Here is a 15,012-nt window from a genome sequence, read left to right on the forward strand (position 1 = left end):
GACGCCGACGACGACGGAGGGCCGGGCTCCGCTGGGAACCCGGCCCTCCGGCCGTCAGCGCTCGATCACTGCTCGACAACGCCCGCGATGGCCTCGACGAGTGCGGGCAGTCCGCCCTCCCAGTCGAAGCTCAGCGCGGTGGGGGGCGAGACCGACGAGACCGTCACGGGGTCGTAGACCTGCGCCACCCTGCCCGCTGCGACCGCGGGGATCGCCTGCAGTTCGGGCTTGACGAGGAAGGCGTCGGCCTCCTCCTTCGTGCTGTGGTAGCTGACGATCACGTCGGCGTCGAGCTGGTCGAGCTGCTCGTAGCTCAGCTCGTAGAAGAAGCCGCCGTCGCTGGTGTCGAGCTCGGAGACGCTCGGGGCGACCTCGAGCCCGATCTCGGTCAGCACCTCGATGCGCGAGTCGGCGGCCGTGTAGACGTAGACGAAGCCATCGCCGTCCCACACGCCGGCGAAGGTCGTGCCCGCGAAGTCGGGGTGCTCGGCGGCCTGCTCGGCGAGGCCGTCGGCGATGTCCTGCAGGACCGCGTCGCCCTCGTCGGCACGGCCGAGCGCCTCGGCGGTGATCTCGATGGTCTGGTCCCACGGGGTGGTCCAGGGCGCCTCGGGGTAGGCCACGACCGGCGCGATCTCGGAGAGCGTGTCGTACTGCTCCTCGGTGATGCCGGAGTACGGGGCGAGGATCAGGTCGGGCTCGGCCGCGATGAACTCCTCGTAGGGGATGGTCGCGCCGCCCTCGGGGTCGGGGATGAGCGCGGGCAGCTCCTCGCCGGCCTCCTCGTACGCCGCCTCGACCCAGGGCAGGTAGTTGCCCTCGCCCACGGTCCAGGCCTGCTCGGCGATGGCGACCGGGTACACGCCGACGGCGATCGCGGCCTCGGTGGAGCCCCAGCCCCAGGTCGCGACGCGCTCGGGCGCCTCCTCGACGACCGTCTCGCCGAGGGCGTGCTCGATCGTGATCGGGAAGCCCTCCGCGGCCGCGGCGTCGGAGCCGCCCTCGGACGACTCGGCGGCGCCGCCCGAGCAGGCGGACAGGGCGAGCGCGGTGACGGCGGCGCCGGCCACGGCGATCAGGGAACGTCGAAGACGCACGGATGCTCCTAGGTTCGGGGGAGATTGATAAGGCAAGGCTAACCTAAGTTCGCATGCACCGCACACCACGCGTCACGCGCGGTCATCGACCGAGTGGAACCGTCCGATCGGCACCACCAACGGGGTCCCCGACACCGGGTCGGCGATCACGTGCGACTCCAGGCCGAACGCCTCGCGCACGGTTCCGGCGGTCAGCACGGCGTTCGGCTCCCCCTCGGCCACGATGCGCCCCGCCGACATCACCACCAGGTGATCGGCGTAGCGCGCGGCGAGGTTCAGCTCGTGCAGCACCATGACGACGGTGGTTCCGCGCTCGCGATTGAGGGCGGTCAGGAGGTCGAGCAGCTCCAGCTGGTGCGCGACGTCGAGGAAGGTGGTCGGCTCGTCGAGCAGCACGAGGTCGGTCTGCTGGGCGAGCACCATCGCGATCCACACGCGCTGTCGCTGCCCGCCGGAGAGCTCCTCGATCGGTCGCTCGGCGAGGTCGGGGATGCCGGTGGCGACGAGCGCCTCAGCGACCACCGCGTCGTCGTCGCTCGAGTGCCGGCCGAACCAGCCCTGGTGCGGGAACCTGCCGCGCGCGACGAGGTCGGCGACCCGCACGCCGTCGGGGGCGATCGAGGACTGGGGCAGGACGCCGACGCGACGCGCGAGGTCGCGACGCGGCATCCGCCCCACGTCACGGCCGTCGAGCACGACGCGGCCGGCCTCGAGGGGATGCAGCCGGGCGAGTCCCCGGAGCAGCGTCGACTTGCCGCAGGCGTTCGGGCCGACGATCGCCGTGATGCGGCCGGACGGGATCGCGAGGTCGAGCGAATCGATGACCCGCCGGCCGTCGTAGCCGAGGCTGACGCCCTGGGCGACGAGCCCCTCGGCCGACGCGGGCGCGGGAACGGGAAGGGCGCTCATGCGCGGGTCCTCTCGGTACGGGCCAGCAGCCACAACAGGTACGGTGCGCCGATCACGCCGGTCACGATGCCGAGCGGTGCGGTGAAGCCGGGGATCGCGAACTGGCCGGCGACGTCTGCGCCGAGCGTGAGCACGCCGCCCACGACCGCGGCCGAGGCGATCGCCGCTCCCCCGCGACCCGCGAGCCGGCGCGCGACGGCGGGCGCGATCAGGGCGACGAAGGCGACCGGCCCGGCGACCGAGGTCGCGAGCGCGACGAGCGCGACGGCGACGACGAGGAGCGCGACGCGAGCGGCATCCGCCCGGACCCCGAGAGCGCGGGCATGATCGTCGCCCAGCGCCAGCGGCCGGAGCGCCTTCGACAGGACCACCAGCGCGGCCCCGCACACCGCGGTGCCGACGGCGAGGAGCCAGAGCTCGTCGCCGCGGACGTCGGCCACGCTGCCCACCGTCCAGTGCAGCGCCGTCTGCGCCTCGCGCACCTCGGCACGTGCGAGCAGCCACGCGACGCTCGACCCGCAGAGGTAGGCCATGCCGACGCCGACGAGCACGAACCGCACGCCGTGCAGTCCCCGGCGCCAGGCGGCGAGCCAGATCACGATCGCGACGACGAGTCCGCCGCCGAAGGCGGAACCCGCGACGATCGCGCCGCCGGCCCCGAGTCCGAGGATCGCCCAGACCGCGCCGAGGCTCGCCCCGGCGGAGATGCCCAGGATGTCGGGACTCGCCAACGGGTTGCGCAGCGTCGCCTGGAAGACCGCACCGGCGAGCGCGAAGGCCACGCCCACGACGAGCGCGGCGAGGATGCGCGGGAGCCGCAGCTCGAAGACGACGAAGCGGTCGATGCGGTCCCCGCCGCCGAGGAGCACCGCGAGCACGCGATCGGGCGTCACGCCGGCTGCGCCGAACGACAACGCCGCGAGCGCGACGGCCGCGGCGACGGCCGCGCCGACCACCACGACGAGCACTCGGCGCCGGCGGTCCTCGCCGCGGGCGGCGGCGACGGCGGCGGCGACCCCGGCGGCGTCGGCTGAGGGACCGGCGACGGCGACCCCGGCCGAGCGCACGGCGCGCGTGCCCGGCTCCGCGGAGGCCCGACCGGCTCGGAGCGCGGCCATCAGAGCCCGGCCACCCGTCGGCTCCGCGCGATCGCGATGAGCATCGGCGCGCCGAGGAACGCGGCCACGACCCCGGCCTCGAGCTCCGAGTTCGGCACGACGAGGCGCCCGATCACGTCGGCGGAGAGCAGCATGATCGGCCCGAGGAGCACCGCGAGCGCGGTGATCCACCGGTAGTCGCTGCCGACGAGTCGGCGCGCGGCATGCGGTACGACGAGCCCGACGAGCGCGATCGGGCCGGCGAGCGCGACCGCGGTGCCGCAGAGGAGGACCAGCGCGATGCCGGCGGCGCCGCGCGTGACGCCGACGCGCTGCCCCAGGGCGGCGGCGACGTCGTCGCCGAGCGCGAGCAGGTTGAACCGGTGGGCGAGCACCGCGGCGAGCACGACGCCGACCGCCAGGAAGGGCCACAGCGCGGCGACGGTCGACAGGTCGCGTCCGGTGAGGGAGCCGACCGCCCAGAAGCGGTACTGGTTGAACGCCTCGGTGTCGCGCAGCAGCACGAGCGCGATGAGCGGCGTGAGCAGCGCCGTCAGCGCCGCCCCGACGAGCGCGAGCCGGACCGGTCGCGCGCCGCCGATCGCGAAGACGGTCGCGGCCGCGACCGTCGCGCCCGCGAACGCGAACCAGATGAAGCCGAGCGGCGCGGTCACGCCGAGCAGCGAGATGCAGAGCACGACGGCGAGCGACGCACCCGCGTTGATCCCGAGGAGCCCGGGATCGGCGATCGGGTTGCGCGTCACGCCCTGGATGAGCGTGCCGGCGAGCCCGAGCGCGAGGCCGGCCGCGAGGCCGATCACGGTGCGCGGGATCCGCAGTTGCACCACGACGGCCTGGTCGGGGTCGGCGAGGTCGGGAGCGACCAGCGCCTGCCAGACCTCGCCCGGGTCGATCGTCCGGACGCCGAGCGCGAGGCTCGCGGCGACCACCACGAGGAGTGCGACGGCGCTCCCGACGAGCACCGCGACGGGGCGCGCGGAGTGCGACCGCCCGCTCGCCGCGGTGCGGTCGACGGCGGCGGGTCGCGCGGGCGGCGCGACCGGGGTCGCGTCCGTCGCCGGGATCGGGGTCGCGTTCACGCCAGTTCGGCGCGGCCCCGCCGCCAGTACCCCATGAACGCGACCTGGCGCCGGTCGAGACCGGCCTCGCGCACGAGGAAGCGGCGGAGCGCGGTGATGACGGATGCCTCGCCCGCGAGCCAGGCATAGCAGTCGCCGTCGAGGCTCGTGCCCTCGGGCACGTCCCACAGGATGCCGTCGGCGTCGGCGGCGGCCTCGAGCTCGGCGAGCGTCCGGCGCGCGGACTCGGCGGCCGCCGAGGCCGGGTCGGCGCAGTCGCGGAGCCAGCAGGTGCGCGCGACCCAGTCGCGGACCGCGGGGACGAGTCGTTCGCCGTGCGCCTGCGCGCCGGTGCGCGGCAGCCAGCGCACCTCGACACCGGCCGGTGCGGCGACCTCGAGCACGTCGTCGGCGCTCGGGACCTCGATGATCGCGGCACCCTCGGCGTCGGCGGGGAGCGACTCGAGGATCGCGCAGATCGCAGGTGCAGCGGTCTCGTCGCCCGCGAGCAGGACGGTGTCGACCGCGCCCGGGCGCCAGTCGATGCCGATCGTACGGCCATCGCTCAGCTCGTCGGGGCCGACGAGCACGATCTCGTCGCCTGGCTCGGCGCGAGTGGCCCACGCCGAGCCGGGGCCGGTGTCGCCGTGCGCCACGAAGTCGACGTCGACCTCGCAAAGCTCGGGGCGCACGCCCCGGATCGTATAGGTGCGGAACGGATTGCGCTGCTCGGCGGGAAGCTCCCGCCACGCGGCGTACCAGTCCTCGCCCTCGGGGAAGTGCTCGAATCCGGAGCCGTCGAGCGGCAGGACGACCTTCACCCGCTGATCGAGGCCGGCCGTGCCGAACTCGGCGAGTTCCTCACCCGCGAAGGTGACGCGCGTGAAGTGCTCCGACAGGCGCCGGACCCGCGCGACGCTCGCGCGGAAGCCGCGGTAGGCCGGACGCGGTCGCGCGGGTGCGGGTGCGGTCGCGGTCGCGGCTTCGGCTTCGGCGAGTGAGGTAAGCATTACCTAAGTCTTGCACACGGGCGCGGGCGGATGACACCCGGCGACGCGTCACGCCCCGACCGGCGCGGACGCGGCATCCGTCACCACACGGGCGGGCGGCGCCGACCGCGCCGCGCGGCCCGTTCGAGCTGCGCCGCGAGCGCGAAGAGCGTCGCCTCGCCGCCGGGGCGACCGATGAGCTGGACGCCCATGGGCAGTCCGGCCTCGGTGTCGTGCACCGGCAGCGTCAGCGCGGGCAGCCCCGCGACGTTGACGAACGAGGTGTACGGCGTGAACCGCACCTGCTGCGCGAAGTTCTCCTCCGCGTCGTCGGCGTCGTACCAGCCGACGGGCCGCGGGGTCATCGCGAGCGCGGGGGGCAGCACCGCGTCGAACGCGGCGAAGCGGGCGATGGTCCGGCGCTCGAACCCCGTGAGCCAGCCCAGCGCCTCGGCGAGCTCGCCCGCGGTCCGCTCCCGGCCGCGTTCGACGAGCCAGCGCGTCAGCGGCTCGAGCGAGTCCTCCGTACCGGGCGGAACCGCGATGCCGGCCGCGCCGGCCTGCCAGATCGTGCGGAACGCCGCCGGATACCCGGGCTCGGACGACGGCGGCAGTTCCTCGACCCCGTGGCCCATCCGGTCGAGGAGGGCGATCGCGCGCTCGAGCGCGGCGCGCGGCTCGTCGTCGACGCGGATCTCGGCGAACTCGTCCCACGGCGTGTCGAGCATCACCCCCACCTGGAACCGCCCCTCGCCGCGGACGGCCGCCCCGAGGTAGGGTCCGTCCTCGCCCGGGGCGCGCAGCGCGAACGGATGGCTCGCCGGGTACCCCCGCGGCGCGATGAGACCGTCGAGCAGCAGCGCCGCGTCGGCGACCGTGCGCGCCAGCGGGCCGACGACGCCGAGGCCGGCCAGGCGATCGATGCCGGAACCCGACGGAACTCGCCCGCGCGACGGCTTCACGCCGACGAGCCCGCACGAGGCTGCCGGGATGCGCACCGATCCCCCGCCGTCGCTGCCGGGCGCGAATGGCAGCAGGCCCGCGGCGACCGCGGCCGCCGCACCGCCGCTCGAGCCCCCCGCCCCGAGCGAGAGGTCCCACGGATTGCGCGCGGCACGGCCCGCGAGCGGCTCCGTGTACGACGGCAGGCCGAACTCGGGCGTCGCGGTCTTGCCGAGGCTCACGGCGCCGGCGGCGTCGACGTCCCGGACGAGGTCGTCCGACGCGTCGGGCACGTCGCCCGCGAACGCGCGGGACCCGAAGGCCGTCACCACGCCCGCGCGGGGGTGCAGGTCCTTGTCGGCGAGCGGCATGCCCCAGAGCGGCGCGGCGTGCGCGAGATCGCGCTGCACGAGCCCGGCCCGCTCGCGAGCCGCATCCGGCGTCACCAGCGCGAAGGCCCCGACCTCGTGGTCGAGCCGCTCGATCCGGCCGAGGTAGTGCTCGGTCGCCTCGAGCGGCGTCACCTCACCGCGTTGCAGGAGCTGGTGCAGCTCCAGTGCGGTGTACTCGTGCAGGTCCTCGTGCAGGTCGGCCACCACCCGAGCCTACGCACCGCGAGCCCGGCGCAGCACGGGTCGAGCGCCTCGCGCGGCGCCGGCCCGCGGCATCCGCTACTTCAGGGTCTTCTGCAGCAGCACCGTGCCGAGCCAGCGGTCGAACTTGAAGCCGACCCGGCCCATGCGCCCGATCTCGTGGAAGCCGAACCGCTCGTGGAGCCGGATCGACGCGTCGGCGCCCTGGTCGGCGATGACGGCGATCATCTCCTTCAGCCCGGCCGCCTTCGACGCGTCGATGAGGGCGGCGAGCAGCGCCCGCCCGAGGCCCTTGCCGGATGCCGCGGGGCCGAGGTAGATCGAGTTCTCGACGGTGTACCGGTACGCGCGCTTCTGCTTCCACGGCGACACCAGCGCGTAGCCGAGCAGCTGCCCGGTGGGCGACTCGGCGACCAGGAAGGGCATGCCGAGCCGGCTCAGGTAGGAGTACTTCTGCTTCCACTCCCGCAGCGACATCGCGTCCTCGTCGAACGTGACGGTCGAGTTCGCGACGTAGTAGTTGTAGATCTCGCGCACCGCGGGCAGGTCGGCCGGTCGCGCGGGACGGATCTCGAAGGAGAACGGGGCCTCGGGCTCCTCGGGCTTGCGCAGGTGCCGCGGCAGGGCCCGGCGCGCCTGGTATTCCTCCTCGAGCATCCCGCCATGCTACGCGCGCGACGTTGCGAACGGATGACGCGGGGGCGCGTCAGGCCGGGATCGCCCAGTCGACGGGCTCGCCGCCCTGCGCGACCAGCAGCTCGTTCGCCCGGCTGAACGGCCGCGAACCGAAGAACCCGCGGCTCGCCGACAGCGGACTGGGGTGGGCCGACTCGATGCGGGGCACGTCGCCGAGTCGCGGCGCGAGGGACTGCGCATCGCGACCCCAGAGGATCGCCACGAGCGGCCCGCCGCGTGCGACGAGCGTGCCGATGGCGTGGTCGGTCACGCGCTCCCAGCCCATGCCGCGGTGCGAGGCCGGTTCCCCCGGCCGGACCGTGAGGACCCGGTTCAGCAGCATGACGCCGTGCGTGCTCCACGCGCCGAGGTCGCCGTGCGCGGCCGGCGGGATGCCGAGGTCGTCGGAGAGCTCGCGGTAGATGTTCGCGAGGCTCCGCGGCAGGGGCCGGACGTGCCGCTCGACGGCGAACGACAGGCCGATCGGGTGCCCCGGGGTGGGATACGGATCCTGGCCGACGATGAGGACGCGCACGTCGGGCACCGGCTGGCGGAACGCGCGGAGCACCGCGTCGCCCGCCGGGAGGTAGCCGCGCCCCGCGGCCGCCTCGGCGCGAAGGAGTTCCCCGAGGTGCGCGATGTCGCCCGCGACCGGGGCGAGCGCCTCTGCCCAGGTCGCGTCGATGAGGCCCGCGTCGGCGAGCTCGGGAAGCGTGCGGCCCATCAGACCCCGATCGTGGAGACGAGAACGCCCTGGTCTGCCGGCAGGACGCGCCAGACGCTGCCCGCACCCTCCACTCGGAGGCCGCCGTCGCCCACGATCAGCGCCGTGCGCTCGTCGATGCCGAGGCCTCCGGCGACGAGCCCGGATTCGACCGCGGCGACCAGCCGCGAGAGCATGCCGCGCTGTGCGACGTGCACCTCGATCGCCACGTCGACCAGCCCCAGGCCGGCCTCGATCTCCAGCTCTGCGCCCGGTTCCTCCGGATCCTCGGGCGCGACCGGCACTCCGCCGATGCGCGATCCGCTCCCGAACGAACCCTCCGACGCGATCATCGCGCCCGCCGAGACGCCGAGGTACGGCACGCCGTCGGCGACCAGTCGGCGCAGCTCGCCGAACACGGGCTCGAGTCCGGCTCGGACGTCTTCGACGACGCCCCCGCCCACGGCGACGCCGTCGACCCCGGCGATCGCCGCGAGCCCGATCGGCTCGCCTGGTCGCCACACCGTCGGCTGCGGCTCGATCTCCGTGCCGCCTCCGGCGACGGCGAGGAGTTCCGCCAGTGCCGCGGCCTTCTCCCCCGCCTCGGGATGCAGCGAGATCACGGCGATGCGCGGTCGTCCGCGGCCCGCTGCCGCCGCCCGCCGGGCGGCCTCCGCGACGAACGGCGCGTACAGCGCGGCATCCGAGCGCTCGGTGGCGCCGCCCCCGACGAGGTGGATGCTCATCGGGTCGCCTCCGGCCCCTCGACGGGCGGCAGCGCCGACCACGGGAAGATGATCCAGTCGTCGGTCCGCCGGTAGTCGTAGTCGGGCGCGAGCACGGTGTGGGACTTCGTGTACAGCGTCGCGCTGCGCACCTCGGCGCCGGCGTCCGAGAGCAGGTCGACGACCTTTCGCAGCGTCCGGCCGGAGTCGGAGACGTCGTCGACGAGGAGCACGCGGCGACCGGCGAGCGCCGGAGCGTCGAGCATCGGCGGGTGCAGCACCGGCTCGGGCAGTCGCTCGTCGACGCCCGTGTAGAACTCCACGTTGATCGAGCCGCACGACTTGGTGCCGAGCGCGTAGGCGATGGCTCCCGCGAGGAGCAGCCCGCCGCGCGCGATCGCGATCACCACGTCGGGCCGGAACCCCGAGCCGAGCACGTCGGCCGCGAGCGAGCGCGCGGCGTCGCCGAAGTCGTCCCAGGAGAGGATCTCGCGCCGGATCCCGTCGGCGTCGGTCGCGGCGTCGTTCGCGTCGAAGGTCATGCCCGTCAGGCTACCGGCCCGCCTCGCCGCCATCGGCGGCCGACCCGGTCTCCGGCACCTCGAGGTCGTCGGCCACGAGCCCCTCGCGCTCGGCGAGCGCGGAGCCGCCTGGCGGCCCGCCGTGGCGGAGCGCGCTCAGGCGCTCGTTCAGCACGGAGATGATCGTCGCGGACGCGACGCCGACGATCGCGATGCCGCCGATCATGAGGAACACCGCCCAGGTGCGCCCGAGCGTCGTGACCGGGTAGGTGTCGCCGTAGCCGACGGTCGTGAGCGTGACGACCGCCCACCAGAGCGCGTCCCCGAAGTTCGTGATCGTCGCACCTGGCGCGTCCCGCTCGGCCTGCAGGGTTGCGAGGGCGATGAAGAAGACGTACATCGCCGCGTAGACGACGGAGGTGATGACGAAGTTCGCACGGACGGTGTCGGCGGTCCGTCGCTGCAGCGCGGGGATGTGGCGGAGGAGCGTCACGGCGCGGAGCGCCCGGAACACGGGGATCAGCACGGAGAGGAACTCGATCGGGTGCTGCCACGTGTAGCGCCATCGCTCGCCGGCCGGCGTCAGGACGAGCCGGACGATGAAGTCGACGAGGAAGGCCACCCACGTGATGATGAGGATCGCGTTGATGACGTGGCGCCACTCGCCGGCGAAGTCGGGAGCGAGGACCGAGACGGTGTACGCCGCGACGAAGAGGAAGCCGAGGATCGCCAGCACCGCCGCCGTGCGGTCGACCCAGCGATGGCGCCGCTCGACCAGCCCGATCCTCATGCGCCCGGCTCCGCCTTCACGACCAGTTCGCCCTTCGCGAGCCGGTACGGCGCCGCCTGGGCGACGGGCTTGACGACGATGAGGTCGAGGTCGACGTGCCGCGGCTTCGACATCGCGTCGACGATCACGCCCGCGATGTCCTCCGCGACGAGCGGCTCGGGGACGCCGTCGTACACCGCGTCGGCACGGGCCCGGTCGCCGCCGAACCGGACGAGTGCGAACTCGTCGGTCCGCACCATCCCGGGGGCGACCTCGACCACGCGGATCGGCTCGCCGTTCAGCTCGAGGCGCAGCACCTCGGTGACCGCGTGCGCGGCGAACTTCGCGGCGTTGTACCCGCCGCCGCCGACGTAGGCCACGTGTCCGGCGATCGAGGTGACGTTCACGATGTCGGCGACGCCCCGGTCGACCGCGCCCCGCCGGAGGTGCGGGAGCAGTGCGCTCGTGACCCGCTTCAGGCCGAGCACGTTGACCTCGAACATCCACGCCCAGTCGTCGAGGTCGGACTCCTCGACCGACGCGAGCCCCTTCGCGCCGCCGGCGTTGTTCACGAGCGCGTGGACGCCGCCGGTCGCGGCGACGTGCTCCGCGAGCGCGGCGACATCCGCATCGCTCGTCACGTCGGCGACGAACGGTTCGGCACCGGTCTCGCGGGCGAGTTCGGCCAGGCGTTCACCGCGACGCGCGACGGCGACGACGTCCCAGCCTGCGGCCACGAGGCCGCGCACCGTCGCGGCCCCGATGCCCGAACTCGCTCCCGTGACCACTGCGCGCAACTGATCCATGCCGACATTCTGCCGGAGGACCGTGCCGAGGCCGACGCGCCGCCGACGGCCGGTGCGGGAGAATGGGCGGATGGAGCCGACCACCACGCCCCATGCCCACCGCCCGCCGCACCGCAAGCGGCGCGTACCGCTCTGGGACAACGCCAGATGGATCGCGATCACGCTCGTCGTGATCGGCCACGGCATCCTGCCGCTCATCGCCGAGGACGACGCGGCCTACAGCGTCTACCTCTTCATCTACTCCTTCCACGTCGCGGTGTTCGTCACGGTCTCCGGCTACTTCGCCAAGTCGGGACCGCCGAACGCCCGGGCGATGCGGCAGGTCCTCACCGACATCGTCTTCCCGTACTTCATCTTCGAGACGATCTGGACGGTGATCCGGTTCGCGCTCGGCGGGGACTTCGTGCTCGACTACACGACGGCGTCGTGGACCCTGTGGTTCCTCATCGCCCTCGCGATCTGGCGGATCGCCCTGCCCTACCTGGTCCTGCTGCGCTTCCCGCTCCTCATCGCGATCGCGATCTCGATCGGCGCCGGCTACGCCGTCGAGATCGACTCCACGCTCGCGCTCACGCGCACGTTCGGCATGTTCCCCTTCTTCGTCTTCGGCTGGAAGCTCCGGCAGTGGCGCATCACCGACCGCTGGCTCGACCTGTCGACCGCCGCGACCTGGCGCTGGCGGACGGGCGCCATCGCGCTCTTCTCGGTCCTCCTCGTCGTGCTGCCCATGGCGATCGAGACCTGGCGCGACCTCAGGCTCCGCCGCTTCATGCTCTACGACGAGTCGTACGAGGCGATCGGCTACGACGAGCCGTGGTCGGGCGCCATCCGGCTCTTCCTGCTGCTGCTCGCGATGCTGCTCGCGGTGGCGTTCCTCGTCCTCATGCCGCGGCGGACGACGCCGTTCACGGCGTTCGGCAGCGCCACGATGTACATCTACCTGCTGCACTCGTTCGTGCTGTTCCCGCTCAGGGAGACGCCGATCCTCGAGGGCGAGCAGCCCTGGTGGGTGCTCCCGGCGATGATCGTGTTCTGCATCGGCGTCTCGGTCGTGCTCTCGCTGAAGCCCGTGCGGCGCGTCTTCCGCCCGCTCGTGGAGCCGCGCGCGCGGTGGCTGTTCCGCCCCGAGCCCTCGACCGCCACCGGAACGCTCGTGCTCCCGCCCGACGCGCTGCCGCCGCTGCCCGATGCCGGGCCGACGGCGCCGCCCGCGCCGCCCGCGCCACCCGCGCCGCCGTCGCCCCCGCGACGGGATCCGGGCCCCGGCGCGCGCGAATGACGCCGTGTTGCGGGGTTCGTTGAGGCCCCGCCGGGCCGGACGTACCGTGGGCGACGGATGCGGCGGAGACCGCACCCCCGTTTCGTGAAGGAGTCCCACATGGCCGACCACGCCGCCGACTGGCGATTCGAGACCAAGCAGGTCCACTCGGGCGCCGCGCCCGACCCGGTGACCAAGGCCCGCGCGACGCCGATCTACCAGACCACGTCCTACGTCTTCGACTCGGCCGAGCACGCGCAGAACCTCTTCGCGCTGGCCGAGTTCGGCAACATCTACACGCGCATCATGAACCCCACGCAGGCGGTCGTCGAGGAGCGCCTCGCCGCGCTCGAGGGCGGCAGCGGCGCCCTGCTCGTGGCGTCGGGGCAGGCGGCCGAGACGTTCGCGGTGCTGAACATCGCGCAGGCCGGCGACCACATCGTCTCGTCGAGCTCGATCTACGGCGGCACGTACAACCTGTTCAAGTACACGCTCGCCAAGCTCGGCATCGAGACGACGTTCGTCGAGAACCAGGACGACGCCGACGAGTGGCGTCGCGCGGTCCGCCCGAACACGAAGCTGTTCTTCGCCGAGACCATCGGCAACCCGAAGATCAACATCCTCGACATCGGGCTCGTCTCGGGCATCGCGCACGAGGCCGGCATTCCGCTCATCGTCGACAACACGATCGCGACGCCCTACCTCATCCGCCCGTTCGAGCACGGCGCCGACATCGTGATCCACTCGGCGACGAAGTTCCTCGGCGGCCACGGCACGGTCATCGGCGGCGTCATCGTCGACGGCGGCCGCTTCGAGTGGTCGAAGAACGTCGAGAAGTTCCCCGGCCTCACCGAGCCCGACCCGTCGTACCACGGCGCGAGCTACACGGCGGCGGTGGGCGATGCGCTCGCGTTCATCATCAAGGCGCGCGTCCAGCTGCTCCGCGACCTCGGCGCGTCGATCGCCCCGGCGAGCGCGTGGCAGCTCATCCAGGGCATCGAGACGCTCTCGCTCCGCGTCGAGCGGCACACGCAGAACGCGCAGGAGATCGCGGAGTGGCTCGACCGCCACCCCGACGTCGCGCACGTGAACTACTCGGGCCTGCCCTCGAGCCCGTGGTACGCGGCGGCGAACACCTACGCCCCAAAGGGCGTCGGCGCGGTGCTCTCGTTCGAGCTGAAGGGCGGCGTGGACGCCGGCCGGGCGCTCGTGGACAACCTGTCGCTGTTCAGCCACCTCGCGAACATCGGCGACGTCCGTTCGCTCGTCATCCACCCGGCCTCGACGACGCACTCGCAGCTGACGCCCGAGCAGCAGCTCACGACCGGCGTCACCCCCGGGCTCGTCCGACTCTCGGTGGGCATCGAGAACGTCGACGACCTGAAGGCCGATCTCGAGGCCGGCCTCGCGGCCGCGCGCCGGGCGAGCGAGGCCGCCCGGGTCTAGCACCCGAGCGCAGACGACACGGATGCCGCGTCCCGCGAGGGGCGCGGCATCCGTCGTCTTCCGGCCCGGCGTAACAGTGCCGCGGCCGCCGACCGGGTCGGGGAGAATCGGAGCATGGACTGGCAGACGACCTCGGAGACGGTGCCCGCGAGCGTCGTGCCCGAGGCCCGCGCCGCCCACCAGCTCGCCGGGCGCGCGCCCGCGACGGGCGCCTGGCGCGAGGGCGACCCGGTCGGCGACCGTCGATTCGCGAGGGTCGGCGCGCTCGAGCTCGAGTCGGGCCAGGTCCTCCCCGACGTCCGCATCGCCTACGAGACGTGGGGCACGCTCTCGCCCGCGCGCGACAACGCGGTCCTCGTCCTCCACGCGCTCACGGGTGACAGCCACGTGATCGGTCCCGCGGGCCCTGCCCACGCGAGCGCGGGGTGGTGGCCGGGCGTCGTCGGTCCCGGCCGCGCCATCGACACCGACCGCTCGTTCGTGGTGGCGCCGAACGTGCTGGGCGGATGCCAGGGCTCGACGGGTCCCGCCTCGCTCGCGCCCGACGGCGTGGAGTGGGGGGCGCGGTTCCCGTTCCTCACGATCCGCGACCAGGTCGCCGCGCAGGCGGCGTTCGCCCGCGGCCTCGGCATCGAGCGGTTCGCGGCCGTCGTCGGCGGCTCCATGGGCGCGATGCACGTGCTCGAGTGGGCGCTCATGGCACCGGAGTCGGTCGAGCGCATCGCCGTGCTCGCGGCCCCGGCAGCGACGACCGCCGACCAGATCGCACTGAACTCCGTGCAGCTCGAGGCGGTCCGCAGCGACCCCGCGTTCCGAGGCGGGGCGTACTACGACGCCCCCGACGGCGAGGGCCCCACACGCGGCCTCGCGCTCGCCCGCCGGATGGCGATGCTGAACTACCGCACGCCCGTCGAGCTCAACCAGCGCTTCGAACGCGGCTGGCAGTCCGAGCTCGATCCCCTCGGCGGCGGAGGGCGCTTCGCGGTCGAGTCGTACCTCGACTTCCACGGCAACAAGTTCACCCGACGGTTCGATGCGAACAGCTACCTCGTGCTCACCGAGGCCATGAACTCGCACGACATCGGGCGCGGTCGCGGGGGCGTCGCCGCGGCACTGGGCCGCATCGAGGCGACGACGCTCGTGCTCGGCATCGACAGCGACCGCTACTTCTCGCTCGAGGGCCAGCGCGAGATCGCCGCCGGAGTCCGGAACGCGATCCACGGCGACGAGCCGGTGGTCCTGCGTTCCGACTACGGCCACGACGCGTTCCTCATCGAGGACGACGCCGTCGCCGCAGAGCTCCGCCGGCTCCTCGCGTCCTGACCGGATCCGGACTTCGCACCCCGCTTCAGGCCTTCTGTCCCGCATACGGGGGACGTTCTGAGCTATCTTCGAGAAGGACG

General features: G+C 73.5%; 15 protein-coding genes. 3 read left to right on the forward strand and 12 right to left on the reverse strand.

The features are described from left to right. Positions 1 to 65 precede the first annotated feature (65 nt). From GJ743_RS10595 to GJ743_RS10650, 12 genes are all read right to left on the reverse strand, one after another. Positions 66 to 1,097 (reverse strand): iron-siderophore ABC transporter substrate-binding protein, encoded by a 1,032-nt coding sequence (locus tag GJ743_RS10595; RefSeq protein ID WP_328289060.1) that lies wholly within the window; start codon positions 1,095 to 1,097, stop codon positions 66 to 68. 72 nt (positions 1,098 to 1,169) lie between these two features. Continuing rightward, positions 1,170 to 2,006 (reverse strand): ABC transporter ATP-binding protein, encoded by an 837-nt coding sequence (locus GJ743_RS10600; RefSeq protein ID WP_155051880.1) that lies wholly within the window; start codon positions 2,004 to 2,006, stop codon positions 1,170 to 1,172. After that, on the reverse strand, positions 2,003 to 3,124 hold the full coding sequence (locus GJ743_RS10605) for a FecCD family ABC transporter permease (protein ID WP_155051881.1): 1,122 nt from the start codon (positions 3,122 to 3,124) through the stop codon (positions 2,003 to 2,005). The genes GJ743_RS10600 and GJ743_RS10605 overlap by 4 nt, the downstream gene beginning before the upstream one ends. Continuing rightward, a complete protein-coding gene (locus GJ743_RS10610; protein ID WP_328289061.1) occupies positions 3,124 to 4,203 on the reverse strand; it encodes a FecCD family ABC transporter permease in 1,080 nt (359 codons plus the stop codon). Before GJ743_RS10610 ends, GJ743_RS10605 begins: the two co-directional genes overlap by 1 nt. Then, a complete protein-coding gene (locus tag GJ743_RS10615; protein ID WP_155051882.1) occupies positions 4,200 to 5,192 on the reverse strand; it encodes a siderophore-interacting protein in 993 nt (330 codons plus the stop codon). The genes GJ743_RS10610 and GJ743_RS10615 overlap by 4 nt, the downstream gene beginning before the upstream one ends. A gap of 80 nt (positions 5,193 to 5,272) precedes the next feature. After that, positions 5,273 to 6,709, reverse strand: coding sequence for an amidase (locus GJ743_RS10620; RefSeq protein ID WP_328289062.1), 1,437 nt, complete (start codon positions 6,707 to 6,709; stop codon positions 5,273 to 5,275). 75 nt (positions 6,710 to 6,784) lie between these two features. Then, positions 6,785 to 7,363: a GNAT family N-acetyltransferase gene (locus tag GJ743_RS10625; RefSeq protein ID WP_155051883.1), complete on the reverse strand. Its 579-nt coding sequence runs from the start codon at positions 7,361 to 7,363 to the stop codon at positions 6,785 to 6,787. Between the two features lie 49 nt (positions 7,364 to 7,412). Beyond that, complete coding sequence (locus GJ743_RS10630) at positions 7,413 to 8,105, reverse strand: uracil-DNA glycosylase (RefSeq protein WP_155051884.1); 693 nt, start codon at positions 8,103 to 8,105, stop codon at positions 7,413 to 7,415. Continuing rightward, entirely contained in the window at positions 8,105 to 8,830 is a 726-nt protein-coding gene (locus tag GJ743_RS10635) for a Type 1 glutamine amidotransferase-like domain-containing protein (protein WP_155051885.1), read from the reverse strand. Before GJ743_RS10635 ends, GJ743_RS10630 begins: the two co-directional genes overlap by 1 nt. Then, a complete protein-coding gene (locus GJ743_RS10640; protein WP_155051886.1) occupies positions 8,827 to 9,351 on the reverse strand; it encodes a phosphoribosyltransferase in 525 nt (174 codons plus the stop codon). Before GJ743_RS10640 ends, GJ743_RS10635 begins: the two co-directional genes overlap by 4 nt. Positions 9,352 to 9,361: 10 nt before the next feature. Beyond that, on the reverse strand, positions 9,362 to 10,120 hold the full coding sequence (locus GJ743_RS10645) for a potassium channel family protein (protein WP_155051887.1): 759 nt from the start codon (positions 10,118 to 10,120) through the stop codon (positions 9,362 to 9,364). Continuing rightward, positions 10,117 to 10,905 (reverse strand): SDR family NAD(P)-dependent oxidoreductase, encoded by a 789-nt coding sequence (locus tag GJ743_RS10650; protein ID WP_155051888.1) that lies wholly within the window; start codon positions 10,903 to 10,905, stop codon positions 10,117 to 10,119. The genes GJ743_RS10645 and GJ743_RS10650 overlap by 4 nt, the downstream gene beginning before the upstream one ends. Positions 10,906 to 10,975: 70 nt before the next feature. On the opposite strand from GJ743_RS10650, the gene GJ743_RS10655 reads away from it, so the two are divergent. From GJ743_RS10655 to metX, 3 genes are all read left to right on the forward strand, one after another. Beyond that, the gene (locus GJ743_RS10655; RefSeq protein WP_196216980.1) at positions 10,976 to 12,184 is read left to right on the forward strand and encodes an acyltransferase family protein; all 1,209 of its coding nucleotides are present in this window, start codon (positions 10,976 to 10,978) and stop codon (positions 12,182 to 12,184) included. Between the two features lie 99 nt (positions 12,185 to 12,283). Next, on the forward strand, positions 12,284 to 13,609 hold the full coding sequence (locus GJ743_RS10660; RefSeq protein WP_155051890.1) for a bifunctional o-acetylhomoserine/o-acetylserine sulfhydrylase: 1,326 nt from the start codon (positions 12,284 to 12,286) through the stop codon (positions 13,607 to 13,609). A gap of 114 nt (positions 13,610 to 13,723) precedes the next feature. Next, positions 13,724 to 14,932: a homoserine O-acetyltransferase MetX gene (gene metX, locus GJ743_RS10665; protein ID WP_155051891.1), complete on the forward strand. Its 1,209-nt coding sequence runs from the start codon at positions 13,724 to 13,726 to the stop codon at positions 14,930 to 14,932. Positions 14,933 to 15,012 lie beyond the last annotated feature (80 nt).

The sequence above is a fragment of the Agromyces bracchium genome, assembly GCF_009709675.1.
GTDB lineage: Bacteria > Actinomycetota > Actinomycetes > Actinomycetales > Microbacteriaceae > Agromyces > Agromyces bracchium.